The sequence below is a fragment of the Janthinobacterium sp. CG3 genome, from assembly GCF_000344615.1.
Classification (GTDB): domain Bacteria; phylum Pseudomonadota; class Gammaproteobacteria; order Burkholderiales; family Burkholderiaceae_D; genus Janthinobacterium.
Genome location: NZ_KB467824.1, coordinates 344,182 through 357,405, shown reverse-complemented (window position 1 = coordinate 357,405; position 13,224 = coordinate 344,182). Strand labels below are relative to the sequence as shown.

Annotated in this window: 13 protein-coding genes; all 13 read right to left on the bottom strand. The window is 60.8% G+C overall.

Annotation, left to right across the window (positions count from 1 at the left end):
* Nucleotides 1-7 precede the first annotated feature (7 nt).
* A complete protein-coding gene (locus JANGC3_RS0101700) occupies nucleotides 8-1,531 on the bottom strand; it encodes an NADH-quinone oxidoreductase subunit M (protein WP_017874746.1) in 1,524 nt (507 codons plus the stop codon).
* Between the two features lie 29 nt (nucleotides 1,532-1,560).
* On the bottom strand, nucleotides 1,561-3,660 hold the full coding sequence (gene nuoL, locus JANGC3_RS0101695) for an NADH-quinone oxidoreductase subunit L (protein ID WP_026132415.1): 2,100 nt from the start codon (nucleotides 3,658-3,660) through the stop codon (nucleotides 1,561-1,563).
* A 45-nt stretch (nucleotides 3,661-3,705) separates the two neighbouring features.
* Entirely contained in the window at nucleotides 3,706-4,014 is a 309-nt protein-coding gene (gene nuoK, locus JANGC3_RS0101690) for an NADH-quinone oxidoreductase subunit NuoK (RefSeq protein WP_017874744.1), read from the bottom strand.
* The gene (locus JANGC3_RS0101685) at nucleotides 4,011-4,646 is read right to left on the bottom strand and encodes an NADH-quinone oxidoreductase subunit J (protein WP_026132414.1); all 636 of its coding nucleotides are present in this window, start codon (nucleotides 4,644-4,646) and stop codon (nucleotides 4,011-4,013) included. Before JANGC3_RS0101685 ends, nuoK begins: the two co-directional genes overlap by 4 nt.
* Before the next feature lie 65 nt (nucleotides 4,647-4,711).
* Entirely contained in the window at nucleotides 4,712-5,200 is a 489-nt protein-coding gene (gene nuoI, locus JANGC3_RS0101680) for an NADH-quinone oxidoreductase subunit NuoI (protein ID WP_017874742.1), read from the bottom strand.
* A 15-nt stretch (nucleotides 5,201-5,215) separates the two neighbouring features.
* The gene (gene nuoH / locus JANGC3_RS0101675) at nucleotides 5,216-6,289 is read right to left on the bottom strand and encodes an NADH-quinone oxidoreductase subunit NuoH (RefSeq protein WP_017874741.1); all 1,074 of its coding nucleotides are present in this window, start codon (nucleotides 6,287-6,289) and stop codon (nucleotides 5,216-5,218) included.
* A complete protein-coding gene (nuoG, locus tag JANGC3_RS0101670) occupies nucleotides 6,289-8,622 on the bottom strand; it encodes an NADH-quinone oxidoreductase subunit NuoG (protein ID WP_017874740.1) in 2,334 nt (777 codons plus the stop codon). The genes nuoH and nuoG overlap by 1 nt, the downstream gene beginning before the upstream one ends.
* Before the next feature lie 22 nt (nucleotides 8,623-8,644).
* A complete protein-coding gene (gene nuoF, locus JANGC3_RS0101665; RefSeq protein ID WP_026132413.1) occupies nucleotides 8,645-9,940 on the bottom strand; it encodes an NADH-quinone oxidoreductase subunit NuoF in 1,296 nt (431 codons plus the stop codon).
* On the bottom strand, nucleotides 9,937-10,416 hold the full coding sequence (gene nuoE / locus JANGC3_RS0101660) for an NADH-quinone oxidoreductase subunit NuoE (RefSeq protein WP_017874738.1): 480 nt from the start codon (nucleotides 10,414-10,416) through the stop codon (nucleotides 9,937-9,939). The genes nuoF and nuoE overlap by 4 nt, the downstream gene beginning before the upstream one ends.
* Nucleotides 10,417-10,433: 17 nt before the next feature.
* On the bottom strand, nucleotides 10,434-11,687 hold the full coding sequence (locus tag JANGC3_RS0101655) for an NADH-quinone oxidoreductase subunit D (protein ID WP_017874737.1): 1,254 nt from the start codon (nucleotides 11,685-11,687) through the stop codon (nucleotides 10,434-10,436).
* Complete coding sequence (locus JANGC3_RS0101650; protein WP_026132412.1) at nucleotides 11,687-12,280, bottom strand: NADH-quinone oxidoreductase subunit C; 594 nt, start codon at nucleotides 12,278-12,280, stop codon at nucleotides 11,687-11,689. The genes JANGC3_RS0101655 and JANGC3_RS0101650 overlap by 1 nt, the downstream gene beginning before the upstream one ends.
* A 16-nt stretch (nucleotides 12,281-12,296) precedes the next feature.
* Nucleotides 12,297-12,773 carry a NuoB/complex I 20 kDa subunit family protein gene (locus JANGC3_RS0101645; protein WP_017874735.1) on the bottom strand — a complete coding sequence of 159 codons (477 nt, stop codon included), beginning with the start codon at nucleotides 12,771-12,773 and terminating at the stop codon, nucleotides 12,297-12,299.
* A 3-nt stretch (nucleotides 12,774-12,776) separates the two neighbouring features.
* A complete protein-coding gene (locus JANGC3_RS0101640; RefSeq protein ID WP_017874734.1) occupies nucleotides 12,777-13,136 on the bottom strand; it encodes an NADH-quinone oxidoreductase subunit A in 360 nt (119 codons plus the stop codon).
* Nucleotides 13,137-13,224 lie beyond the last annotated feature (88 nt).

Genomic DNA, 13,224 nt, shown 5'->3' with positions numbered 1-13,224 from the left:
TGTGTTCTTAAGGCAGCTTAGTCTGGGCGACGTGCGTCAGCAGGTCGGCGACCGAAGTCTGCATTGTGTCGGTGAACGGGGCCGGGTACAGACCCATCGCCAGCACGACAATCGCCAGCACCGCAAACATGAAGAACTCACGCTTGTTGATGTCGGTCAGCTCGTCCACGTGGTGGTTGGCGACTTTGCCGAAGATGACGCGCTTGGCCATCCACAGCGAGTACGCGGCGCCGAAGATCAGCGCGGTCGCGGCCAGCAGGCCGATCCAGAAGTTGTACTGGACCGCGCCCAGGATCACCATGAACTCGCCGACGAAACCGGAGGTCGCGGGCAGGCCGCAGTTGGCCATCGAGAAGAAGATGAAGAAGGCGGCGAACTTCGGCATGCGGTTGACCACCCCGCCGTAGTCGGCGATTTGGCGCGAGTGGGCGCGGTCGTACAGCGCGCCGATCGACAGGAACATCGCCGCCGAGATGAAGCCGTGCGAGATCATTTGCATGATGCCGCCCTGCATCGCCATGCCGCTGCCCTGCAGCGTCGGATCGATGAACATGAAGAAGCCCAGCGTGACGAAGCCCATGTGGGCGATCGACGAATAGGCGACCAGTTTTTTCATGTCCTTCTGTACCAGCGCGACCAGGCCGATATAGATCACGGCGATCAGCGACAGCGTGATCATGAAGCCCGACAGGTTGCGGCTGGCGTCGGGGGCGATCGGCAGCGAGAAACGCAGGAAGCCGTAGGCGCCCAGTTTCAGCATGATCGCCGCCAGCACGGCCGAGCCGCCGGTAGGCGCCTCGACGTGGACGTCCGGCAGCCAGGTGTGGACCGGGAACATCGGCACCTTGACGGCAAACGCCATCAGGAAGGCCAGGAAGATGAAGGTTTGCTCTTTCATCGTCAACGGCAGTTTGTGCCAGGTCTGGATGTCGAAGCTGCCGCCGGAGACGTTGTACAGGTAGATGATGGCGACCAGCGTCAGCAGCGAGCCGAAGAAGGTGTACAGGAAGAACTTGAACGAGGCGTACACGCGGTTCTCGCCGCCCCACACGCCGATGATGATGAACATCGGGATCAGGGTCGCTTCGAAGAAGAAGTAGAACAGCAGGCCGTCCATCGCGGCGAACACGCCGATCATCAGGCCGGACAGGATCAGGAAGGCGCCCATGTACTGCGCGACGCGTTTCTCGATGACCTGCCAGGCCGAGATCACGACGATCACGGTGATGAAGGCCGTCAGCGGCACGAACCACAGCGACAGGCCGTCGATGCCGAGCGAGTACAGGATGTTGAAGCGGCCGATCCACGGCGTTTTTTCGACGAACTGCATGCCGTGGGCGGCGTTGTCGAAGTGCTGGACCAGCGGCAGCGTGACGAGGAAGCTGACGCCGGCGCCGATCAGCGACAGCACGCGGGTGAAGCCGGCTTTTTCATCGCGGCCCAGCGCCAGGACCAGGATCCCGAACAGGACCGGAACCCAGATAGCCAGGCTCAGGTATGGAGGAAGTGTAGAAATCGTAGACTGCATCATGGTTCTCAGTATTCTTTTATCAGGTCAGCTTACTTAGCGGGCCAGAATGGCAGGAAGTAGATCAAGGCACCCAGCACGCCAAGGATCATCACGAACGCGTAGTGGTAGATGTAACCCGTCTGCAGCAAGCGCGACAAGCCCGAGATCCATCCCACCAGTTTGGCGCTGCCGTTGACGACGAGGCCGTCGATCAGGGTCTTGTCACCGACATTCCACAAGCCGTTGCCCAACACGCGGGCGCCGCCGGCGAAGACGACTTCGTTGAACTTGTCCAGGTAGTACTTGTTGTCGAGCAGCGTGTGCACGGCGTGGAACTTCTGGAAGAACCAGGCCGGAACCCGCGGGTTGATCATGTAGCAGTAGTAAGCCGCCGCCACGCCAGCGGCCGCCAGCATCAGCGGCAAGGTGCTGATCGAATGCAACGCCATCGCCAGCGCGCCGTGGAACTCTTCCTTCAGTTCGTGCATCGCGTGGTGGTGTTCGCCGACCGCGATGACGCCCTTGAAGAAGTCGCCGTGCAGCATCGGCTCGATCGTCAGGTAGCCGATGATGACCGAAGGGATCGCCAGCATGACCAGCGGGAACCACACCACGAACGGGGATTCGTGCGGTTTCTGTCCCGGCTCCAGGCCGTGGTGGTGCTCTTCCTCGTCGTGCTCGTCGTGGGCGGCGTGGCCGTCGTCGTGGGCGCCGTGGGCGGCCTTCGGCGCGTGGTGGGCGTCATGGGCGTCGTGGGCGTGGGCCTTGCCGAAACGCTCTTCGCCGTGGAACACCAGGAAGTACATGCGGAAGGAGTAGAACGCCGTGACGAACACGCCGGCCAGCACCGCGAAGTTGGCGAAGCCGGCGCCCCAGATATGCGTGGCGTGGACCGCTTCGATGATGCTGTCCTTCGAATAAAAACCGGAGAAGAACGGCGTGCCGATCAGCGCCAGGGAACCGAGCAGCGAGGTGATCCAGGTGATCGGCATGTACTTGCGCAGGCCGCCCATGTTGCGGATGTCCTGGTCGTGGTGCATGCCGATGATGACCGAACCGGCGCCCAGGAACAGCAGCGCCTTGAAGAAGGCGTGGGTCATCAGGTGGAACACGGCGACCGAGTAGGCCGAGCAACCCAGCGCCACCGTCATGTAGCCCAGTTGCGACAGGGTCGAATAGGCGACGACGCGCTTGATGTCGGTCTGGATGATGCCGAGGAAACCCATGAACAGCGCCGTGATCGAACCGATCACCAGCATGAAGGACAAGGCGGTGTCGGTCAGCTCGAACAGCGGCGACATGCGGGTGACCATGAAGATACCGGCGGTCACCATCGTCGCGGCGTGGATCAGCGCGGAAATCGGGGTCGGGCCTTCCATCGAATCGGGCAGCCAGACGTGCAGCGGGAACTGCGCCGATTTGCCCATCGCACCGATGAACAGGCAGATGCAGGCGACGCTGAGCAGCGCCCAGTCGGTGCCCGGCAGGTGCAGCAGGGCCAGCGCCTCTTTCTTGGCGAACACTTCCTGGTAGTTCATCGTGCCGGCGTAGGCCAGCAGCAGACCGATACCGAGGATGAAGCCGAAGTCGCCGACCCGGTTCACCAGGAAGGCCTTCATGTTGGCGACGATCGCGGTCGGGCGGGTGTACCAGAAACCAATCAGCAGGTAGGAGACCAGGCCGACCGCTTCCCAACCGAAGAACAGTTGCAGGAAGTTGTTGGCCATGACCAGCATCAGCATCGAGAACGTGAACAGCGAAATGTAGGCGAAGAAGCGGTTGTAGCCCTCGTCGTCCTTCATGTAGCCGATCGTGTAGATGTGCACCATCAGCGAGACGAACGTCACCACGCACATCATCATCGCCGACAGGCTGTCGATCTGGAACCCGACTTCGAGTTTCAGTGTGCCGACCGTCATCCAGTTGTAGACGGTGCCGTTGTAGCTGGCGCCGTCGAGTACGCCCATGAGCGTCTGGACCGACAAAATGAATGCAATCAGTACGCCCAAAATCGTCGCGGTATGCGACGTTTTGCGTCCGACCAAATTACCCAGGAACTGGGTGCCAAGCAAGCCCGCAATCGCAGCGCCAGCCAGCGGCGCCAGAGGTACGGCAAGAAGGAGGTTAGGGTTAAGAAGTTGCCCCGCCATGATGAACCTTAATCGTTATTATTCGAGTGTTTCGAGATGAACCGCTTAGCCTTTGAGGCTGTCGAGGTCTTCAACGTTGATGGTGTCCAGATTGCGGAACATGACCACCAAAATAGCCAGGCCGATCGCCGATTCGGCGGCCGCCACTGTCAGGATGAAGAAGACAAAGATCTGCCCGGCCGCATTGTCCAAGTAGTGCGAGAACGCGATGAAGTTCATGTTCACCGCCAACAGCATCAACTCGATGGCCATCAGCAGGACGATGACGTTCTTGCGGTTCAGGAAAATCCCGATGATCGAAATCGCGAACAGGATCGCGCCCAGGACCAGGTAGTGTGCGAGCGATAATGTCATGGTGCCTCCTTGGCTTCTGGCGTTGCCGCCGGACGCTCGACCACCGCGTCCATTTTGACGATGCGCAGACGGTCGTTGCGCTTGACCCGCACCGCTTGGCCCGGATCGAAGTGTTTGGTGTCCTTGCGCTTGCGCAAGGTCAGCGCGACGGCGGCGACGATGGCCACCAGCAGGATGGCGGCGGCGACCTCGAAGGCGAACACATATTGCGTGTAGATCAGCATGCCCAGTTCCTTGGTGCCGCCGATGTTCTTGGTCGGATCGGACGGCAGCTTCGGCTCGACGTTCAGGTAGGCGCGCCACAGCACGGCGGCCATTTCCAGCACGATCACCGCGCCGATGGTGCTGGCCAGCGGCAGGTAGCCCCAGAACCCCTCGCGCATTTTATCCAGATTAATGTCGAGCATCATCACGACGAACAGGAACAGCACCATCACGGCGCCGACATACACCAGCACCAGCACGATGGCCAGGAACTCGGCCTTCAACAGCATCCACAGGCCGGCGGCCGAAAAGAACGACAGCACCAGGAACAGCGCAGCGTGGACCGGATTGCGGGCCGTGATAACGCGGGTCGCGGCCAATATCAATATGGCCGAGAACGCGTAAAACAAAGCAGTTTTAAATTCCATAACAAACCCAGGAGACGTAGAGATTAACGATCATCGCGCCCTTGCCGTCGGCAGGGGCGCGTGCATCAGCGATATGGTGCATCGGCGGCGCGCGCGGCGGCGATTTCGTCTTCGTAACGATCGCCCACGGCCAGCAACATCTCTTTGGTGTAGTACAGATCGCCGCGTTTCTCGCCGTGGTATTCCAGCACGTGGGTCTCGACGATCGAATCGACCGGGCAAGACTCTTCGCAGAAACCGCAGAAAATGCACTTGGTCAGATCGATGTCGTAACGGGTGGTGCGGCGCGAACCGTCCTCGCGCTGCTCCGATTCGATCGTGATGGCCATGGCCGGGCACACCGCTTCGCACAACTTACAGGCGATGCAACGCTCTTCGCCGTTCGGATAGCGGCGCAGCGCGTGCAGGCCGCGGAAACGCGGCGACATCGGCGTCTTCTCTTCCGGGAATTGCACGGTGATCTTGCGGGCGAACATATATTTGCCCGTCAGCGCCATCCCTTTGAATAACTCGGTCAGCATCAGGCTGCCGAAAAAATCTTTTACTCTGTCCATTTGAATTTCGCTCTCTTACTTCCAAATATTCCAGGATGTCTGCATCCAGGCGGCAACGAAGACCAAATAAGCCAATGTCAGCGGGATAAACACTTTCCAGCCCAGGCGCATGATCTGGTCATAGCGATAGCGCGGGAAGGTGCCGCGGGTCCAGATAAACAGGGACACCACCAGGAACGCCTTGCCGAACAACCAGCACCAGCCGGGAATGAAGTTCAGCGCTTCGATCGGCGAAGCCCAGCCGCCCATGAACATCAACGCAGCCAGCACGCCGATCAGTATCATATTGGCGTATTCGGCCAGGAAGAACATCGCGTACGACATGCCGGAGTATTCGACCATGTGGCCGCCGACGATTTCCGACTCGCCCTCGACGACGTCGAATGGATGGCGGTTGCACTCGGCCAGGCCGGACACCAAGTAGACCACGAACACCGGCAGCAGCGGCAGCCAGTTCCACGACAGGAAGTTGACGCCCTTGGAGGCGAAGTAACCCTGGTTTTGGCCGTTGACGATGTCGATGAAGTTCAGGCTGCCCGAGACCATCAGCACGATGACCAGCACGAAGCCCATGGCGATTTCGTAGGAAACCATCTGCGCCGAGGCGCGCATGGCGCCCATGAACGAGTACTTCGAGTTCGAGGCCCAACCGGCGATGATAATGCCGTAGACTTCCATCGAGGTGATCGCCAGCAGCAGCAGCAAGCCGGCGTTGACGTTGGCCAATACCACTTCCGGGCCGAAGGGGATCACCGACCAGGCCGCCAGCGCCGGCATGATGGTCATGATCGGACCGATCACGAACAGCGCCTTGCTCGACTTCGCCGGGATGATGATTTCCTTGAACAGCAACTTGAGCGCGTCGGCGATCGGTTGCAGCAAGCCCATCGGACCGACCCGGTTCGGGCCGATACGGATCTGGATCCAGCCCAGCAATTTACGTTCCCACAGCGTCAGGTAGGCAACCGCGCCCATCAAAGGCAGGGTCACGCACAAGATCTTCGCCAGCGTCCAGAAGAACGGCCAGGCGCCGCCGACCAGGTGCTGGCCGGTGGTATTGATGGTGGTGATGATTTCAGGCAGAGCCATTAGATACCCTCTCCTGCTTTTTCAACGGTGATGGGACCGAACATGCCGCCCAGGGTGGCCGTCGACGGGTGGGCCGCCGAAACGCGCACCACATTGGCCGGCAGGCCGGCTTGGATGGCCGCGACCAGGATGGCGCTGCCGGAGCCTTGCGCAACCTTGACCTTGTCGCCGGACTTGACGCCCAGTTGCCGCGCCAGCGCGGCCGACAGGCCGGCTTGCGGCGCGGCCGCGTCGGTCGTGCGTTGCAGCGGCTCGGAGCGGCGCACCAGCGCGTCGGCGAAGTAAATCGGCACGTCGGTAACGCGTTCCAGCGCGCCGGACGCCGGCGCGAAGGTGGCGGCCTGCAAGGCTTGCTTGCTGACGTTGCTCAGCTTGGCCGACAGGTCGGTGACGCCCTTGCCGAAAGCTTCGTCGCGGATCGCTTCGGCGGTGTCGTAGTCGAAACCGGACAGGCCGAGGATGTTGCCGAGTACGCGCAACACTTTCCAGCCCGGACGGGTTTCGCCCAGCGGCTTGACGGTGCCGTTGAAACTTTGCGCGCGGCCTTCGCAATTGACGAAGGTGCCGGCGGTTTCGGCGAACGGCGCGATCGGCAGCAAGACGTCGGCGTAGTCCATGCCGTGCTGGAAGGCCGACAAGGCGATGACCATCTCGGCCTTGCCCAGGGCGGCCGTGGCCGCCTGCGGGTTAAAGCTGTCGAGTTCCGGTTCGGCGTTCAACAGGATGTAGGCTTTTTTCGGCGCGGCAAAAGCCGGCGCCGCGTTTTTCGCCGTGGCGTTGACCAAATAAGCGCCGACGGTGTTGGCGGCCTCGGTCAGGTAGCCCAGCTTGGCGCCGGTTTGCGCGGCGATCCACTGCGCGGCGGCGTGCAGCGCGGCCGCTTGCGGGTGCTGCGTCGCCGCGTTGCCCAGCAAGACGGCGCCATGGTCGCCGGCCATCAACGACGCCGCGATGCTGCTGGCGACGGCCGATGGTTCGATGTGTTCAAAGCCCGCCGGCGCCGCCACGTCCTTGGCTTTCGCCACCGCGGCAACCACTTCGGACAAGGCCGCCAGCCAGTCGGACGGCGCGGCAATCATTTTGTTGGCGATCTTGATCAGTTGCTCGTCGTCGGAGGCGTGCAGGATCGACAGCTTGGCGCCGGCCTTGACGGAGGCGCGCAGGCGCGTCGCCAGCAATGGATGGTCCTTGCGCAGGAACGAGCCGATGACGAAGGCGCGCTTGATCTGGCCGAATTCGGCGATCGACATGCCCAGCCACGGCTTGACGTCGGCGTCCAGCGCGAAGTCGGTCTGGCGCAGGCGGAAGTCGACGTTCTCGGAACCGAGGCCGCGCACCAGCTTTTGCAGCAGCACCAGTTCTTCCACCGTCGAATGCGGCGTGGCCAGGGCGGCGATGGCGTCGGCGCCGTGTTCGTGCTTGATGTTTTTCAGGCCGTGGGCGACGTATTCCAGCGCCGTCTGCCAGTCGACTTCCTTCCACTCGTTGCCCTGCTTGAGCATCGGATTGGTCAGGCGCTCGGCGCTGTCGAGGCCGTTGTACGAGAAGCGGTCCTTGTCGGAAATCCAGCATTCGTTGATGTCGTCGTTTTCCAGCGGCAGCACGCGCTTGACCTTGCCACCCTTGACCTGAACGATCAGGTTGGTGCCCAGGCCGTCATGCGGGCTGACCGATTTGCGGCGCGACAGTTCCCAGGTACGGGCGCTGTAGCGGAACGGTTTCGAGGTCAGCGCGCCGACCGGGCACAGGTCGATCATGTTGCCCGACAGTTCGGAGTCGACCGACTGGCCGACGAAGGACACGATTTCCGAGTGTTCGCCGCGGCCGATCATGCCCAGCTCCATCACGCCGGCCACTTCCTGGCCGAAACGCACGCAGCGGGTGCACTGGATGCAGCGCGACATCTCTTGCATCGACACCAGCGGACCGGCTTCCTTCGGCGTGACGACGCGCTTGTCTTCCTGGTAGCGCGACTCGCCCTGGCCGTAGCCGACCGCCAGATCCTGCAACTGGCATTCGCCGCCCTGATCGCAGATCGGGCAGTCGAGCGGGTGGTTAATCAACAGGAATTCCATCACGCTCTTCTGTGCCTGGACCGCCTTGTCGCTGTTCGAGCGCACGATCATGCCGGCCGAAACCGGTGTCGCGCACGCTGGCAAAGGCTTCGGCGCCTTTTCCACTTCAACCAGACACATGCGGCAGTTCGCGGCGATCGACAATTTCTTGTGATAGCAGAAGTGCGGGATGTAGGTCCCTAATTTATTGGCGGCGTCCATCACCATGCTACCAGCAGGGACTTCGACTTTTTTGCCGTCTATTTCGATTTCAACCATGGTGATCGTTACCTGACGCAGCTTAGATGTAAGCGGGCACTAAGCAATGCTTGTGCTCGATGTGATATTCAAATTCTTCACGGAAATTCTTAATGAAGGCCCGTACCGGCATCGCCGCCGCGTCGCCCAGCGCGCAAATGGTGCGGCCCTGGATGTTGTCGGCGATCGAGTTCAGCATGTCCAGATCGTCAGGCCGGCCCTGGCCCTGCTCGATACGGTGGACCATGCGGTACATCCAACCCGTGCCTTCGCGGCAAGGGGTGCACTGGCCGCAGGACTCTTCAAAATAGAAGTAGGACAGACGCTCGAGCGCCTTGACCATGCAGCGGGTTTCGTCCATGACGATAACGGCGCCCGAACCGAGCATCGAACCGGCCTTGGCGATCGAGTCGTAGTCCAGGTCGGTGTTCATCATGACGTCGCCGCGGATCACCGGGGCGGACGAGCCGCCCGGGATCACGGCCTTGATCTTTTTGCCGCCGCGCATGCCGCCGGCCAGCTCCAGCAGCTTGGCAAACGACGTGCCGAGCGGCACTTCGTAATTGCCCGGCAGTTCGACGTCGCCGGAGATCGAGAAGATCTTGCTGCCGCCGTTGTTCGGCCGGCCCATCGCCAGGTATTTCTCCGGGCCGATGTTGAGCACGAACGGCACCGCCGCGAAGGTCTCGGTGTTGTTGATGGTGGTGGGCTTGCCGTACAGGCCGAACGAGGCCGGGAACGGCGGCTTGAAGCGCGGCTGGCCTTTTTTGCCTTCCAGCGATTCGAGCAGCGCGGTTTCTTCGCCGCAGATGTAGGCGCCGTAGCCGTGGTGGGCGTGCAACTGGAACGAGAATTCGCTGCCCATGATCTTGTCGCCAAGGAAACCGGCGGCGCGCGCCTCTTCCAGCGCTTCCTCGAAGCGGTCGTACTCGGCGAAGATTTCACCGTGGATATAGTTGTAGCCGACCGTGATGCCCATCGCGTAGGCGCCAATCGCCATGCCTTCGATCAAGGCGTGCGGATTGTAACGAATGATGTCGCGGTCCTTGAAAGTGCCGGGTTCGCCTTCATCTGTATTGCAGACCAGGTATTTCTGGCCCGGGAACTGGCGCGGCATGAAGCTCCACTTCAAGCCGGTCGGGAAACCCGCGCCGCCGCGGCCGCGCAACGACGACGCCTTCAAGTCGGCGATGATCTGCTCGGGCGTGATTTTCTCGTCGAGGATGCGGCGCAGCGCGCTGTAGCCGCCGCGGGCGACGTAGTCTTCCAGGTGCCAGTTCTTGCCGTCCAGACCCTTCAGGATCAATGGATCGATATGCCGATTATGGAGTGACGTCATTTCTTAAGTTCCTCGACCAAAGCGTCGATCTTGTCGTTCGACATCCAGCTGCACATGCGCTTGTTATTCACCAGCATGACCGGTGCGTCGCCGCACGCGCCCATGCACTCGCCTTCGACCAGCGTGAACTGGCCGTCGGCCGAGGTTTCGCGGTAGTCGATGCCGAGCTTGGCTTTCAGGTGCTGGGCGGCGCGCTCGCCGCCCGACAAGGCGCACGGCAGGTTGGTGCAGACCGAGATCTTGTACTTACCGACCGGCTTGGTGTTGTACATATTGTAAAACGTGGCGACTTCTTGCACGGCAATGGCCGGCATGCCGATGTAATCGGCCAGGACCTGCATGGTTTCCGGCGCCAGCCAGCCCAGTTCGTCCTGGGCAATGGCGAGCGCGGCCATGACGGCCGACTGACGCTGGTCGGCCGGATACTTGGCCAACTCGCGGTCGATTTTTTTGTATGACTGCTCTGATAACAACATGTGTATGCCTCTAGGACTTATCTGTCGATTTCGCCGAAGACGATATCTTGTGTACCAATAATCGTGACCGCGTCGGCAATCATGTGCCCGCGCGCCATTTCATCCAGACCCTGCAGATGCGCATAGCCGGGGGCACGAATCTTCATCCGGTACGGCTTGTTGGCGCCGTCCGAGACCAGGTAGATACCGAATTCGCCCTTCGGATGCTCCACCGCGCTGTACGCTTCGCCAGGCGGCACGTGGAAGCCTTCGGTGAACAGTTTGAAGTGGTGAATCAGCGATTCCATATTGGTTTTCATGTCGACGCGGCCCGGAGGCGCCACCTTGCGGTTGTCGGTCATAACCGGACCCGGGTTGTTGCGCAGCCATTCCACGCATTGTTTGATGATGCGGTTGGACTGGCGCATTTCCTCGATGCGCACCAGGTAGCGGTCGTAGCAATCGCCGTTGGTGCCGACCGGAATATCGAAATCCATCAGGTCGTAGACTTCGTAGGGCTGCTTCTTGCGCAGATCCCATTCGACGCCCGAACCGCGCAACATGGCGCCGGTGAAGCCCATCGCCAGCGCCGCTTCCGGCGAGACCACGCCGATGCCGACGGTGCGCTGTTTCCAGATGCGGTTGTCGGTCAGCAGCGTTTCGTATTCGTCGACATAGGTCGGGAAACGGCGGGTGAAGTCTTCGATGAAGTCCAGCAGCGAACCCTGGCGGTTCTCGTTCAACTGCGAAATCGCCTTGGCGTTGCGGATGATCGAGGCCTTGTGCTGCGGCATCGCGTCCGGCAGGTCGCGGTAGACCCCGCCCGGGCGGTAATAGGCGGCGTGCATACGGGCGCCGGAGACAGCCTCGTAGCAATCCATCAAGTCTTCGCGGTCGCGGAAGGCGTACAGGAACGGACCCATCGCGCCGACGTCGAGCGCGTGCGCGCCCAGCCACAGCAGGTGGTTCAGCAGGCGCGTGATCTCGTCGAACATGACGCGGATGTATTGCGCGCGCAGCGGCACGTCCAGCTGCAGCAGCTTTTCAATCGCCATCACGTAGGCGTGCTCGTTGCACATCATCGACACGTAGTCGAGACGGTCCATGTACGGCACCGATTGCAGATAGGTCTTTTGCTCCGCCAGCTTTTCGGTGGCGCGGTGCAGCAGACCGATATGCGGGTCGGCGCGCTGGATCACTTCGCCGTCCAGCTCCAGCACCAGGCGCAACACGCCATGGGCCGCGGGATGCTGGGGACCAAAGTTGAGGGTGTAATTCTTAATTTCAGCCATTATTTCATCCCGTAATGTTCTTCGCGGATCACACGCGGCACGTTTTCCCGCGGCTCGATCGTCACGGGCTGGTAGATCACGCGCTTTTGCTCGGGATCGTAGCGCATCTCGACATAGCCGGAGACCGGGAAGTCCTTGCGGAACGGATGGCCGATGAAACCGTAGTCGGTCAGCAGGCGGCGCAAGTCGTTGTGGCCGTCGAACAGGATACCGTACAGGTCGAACGCTTCGCGCTCGAACCAGTTGGCGGCGCGCCAGACGCCGACGATCGAGGCCACCAGCGGCATGTCGTCGTCGGGCGCGAACACGCGCACGCGCAAGCGCCAGTTGTGCTTGACCGACATCAGGTGGGTAACGGCGGCGAAACGCAAACCATCCCATGTGCCTTCGCCATAGGTTTGGTAGTCGACGCCGCACAAGTCAATCAACTGCTCAAAATGCAAAGCTGCGTCGTCGCGCAGCGTTTGCATCGCTTCCAGGTAATCAGCCGACTTCAGCACCAGGGTAACTTCACCCAGCGCGACGGTGATGCTTGCGCGCTCGCCCAGCGCAGCGCGCAAAGCGATTTCCAAGGCTTCTAATTTTGTTGTCATAGTAAAAAGCTGCCGGTTAGCGTGCGATCGTGTTGGTGCGTTTGATCTTGTTATGCAGTTGCAAGATGCCGTACAGCAGCGCTTCCGCCGTCGGCGGGCAGCCTGGCACATAGACGTCGACCGGTACGATGCGGTCGCAACCGCGCACCACAGAGTAGGAATAGTGATAGTAGCCGCCGCCGTTGGCGCACGAGCCCATCGAAATCACCCAGCGCGGCTCCGGCATCTGGTCGTAGACCTTACGCAGCGCCGGCGCCATCTTGTTGCACAGCGTGCCGGCCACGATCATCACGTCGGACTGACGCGGCGACGGGCGGAACATGAAACCGAAACGTTCGAGATCGTAACGTGCGGCACCTGCATGCATCATCTCCACCGCGCAGCAAGCCAGACCGAACGACATCGGGTACATGGACCCGGTGCGTGCCCAGTTGATCAGCTTGTCGGCCGTGGTGGTGATGAAACCTTCGTTTAATACGCCTTCAATAGACATGGCTTATTCCCAATCAAGGGCACCTTTCTTCCAGATATACCAAAATCCGACCACGAATTCAGCGATGAACACCATCATCGTAACGAAACCGGCCCAACCGAGGTCGCGCATTGCCACGCCCCACGGGAAGAAGAACGCCGTTTCCAGATCGAACAAAATAAAGAGAATTGCGACCAGATAGTAGCGGACGTCGAACTTCATGCGCGCATCTTCGAAAGCTTCGAAGCCGCACTCATACGGGGACAGTTTAGCTACATCAGGATTGTTGGGAGCCAAGAGGCGACCCAGCACTTGCGGGACGATACCCACGCCGAGACCGACGAGGATAAACAACAGGACGGGGAAATAATTTTCGAGGTTCACGATTGATGAGCTTATGTTGAACGATCGGTTAAATGAGGAAACCGCGTTGGACTGCGGGACACTTAACGTTGCGACCCTAATCTAAGCT

Excerpts from the sequence above, each read along its gene's own strand:
- JANGC3_RS0101700 (WP_017874746.1), bottom strand. The coding sequence starts at position 1,531 with ATGATGCAGTCTACGATTTCTACACTTCCTCCATACCTGAGCCTGGCT.
- nuoL (WP_026132415.1), bottom strand. The coding sequence starts at position 3,660 with ATGGCGGGGCAACTTCTTAACCCTAACCTCCTTCTTGCCGTACCTCTG.
- nuoK (WP_017874744.1), bottom strand. The coding sequence starts at position 4,014 with ATGACATTATCGCTCGCACACTACCTGGTCCTGGGCGCGATCCTGTTC.
- JANGC3_RS0101685 (WP_026132414.1), bottom strand. The coding sequence starts at position 4,646 with ATGGAATTTAAAACTGCTTTGTTTTACGCGTTCTCGGCCATATTGATA.
- nuoI (WP_017874742.1), bottom strand. The coding sequence starts at position 5,200 with ATGGACAGAGTAAAAGATTTTTTCGGCAGCCTGATGCTGACCGAGTTA.
- nuoH (WP_017874741.1), bottom strand. The coding sequence starts at position 6,289 with ATGGCTCTGCCTGAAATCATCACCACCATCAATACCACCGGCCAGCAC.
- nuoG (WP_017874740.1), bottom strand. The coding sequence starts at position 8,622 with ATGGTTGAAATCGAAATAGACGGCAAAAAAGTCGAAGTCCCTGCTGGT.
- nuoF (WP_026132413.1), bottom strand. The coding sequence starts at position 9,940 with ATGACGTCACTCCATAATCGGCATATCGATCCATTGATCCTGAAGGGT.
- nuoE (WP_017874738.1), bottom strand. The coding sequence starts at position 10,416 with ATGTTGTTATCAGAGCAGTCATACAAAAAAATCGACCGCGAGTTGGCC.
- JANGC3_RS0101655 (WP_017874737.1), bottom strand. The coding sequence starts at position 11,687 with ATGGCTGAAATTAAGAATTACACCCTCAACTTTGGTCCCCAGCATCCC.
- JANGC3_RS0101650 (WP_026132412.1), bottom strand. The coding sequence starts at position 12,280 with ATGACAACAAAATTAGAAGCCTTGGAAATCGCTTTGCGCGCTGCGCTG.
- JANGC3_RS0101645 (WP_017874735.1), bottom strand. The coding sequence starts at position 12,773 with ATGTCTATTGAAGGCGTATTAAACGAAGGTTTCATCACCACCACGGCC.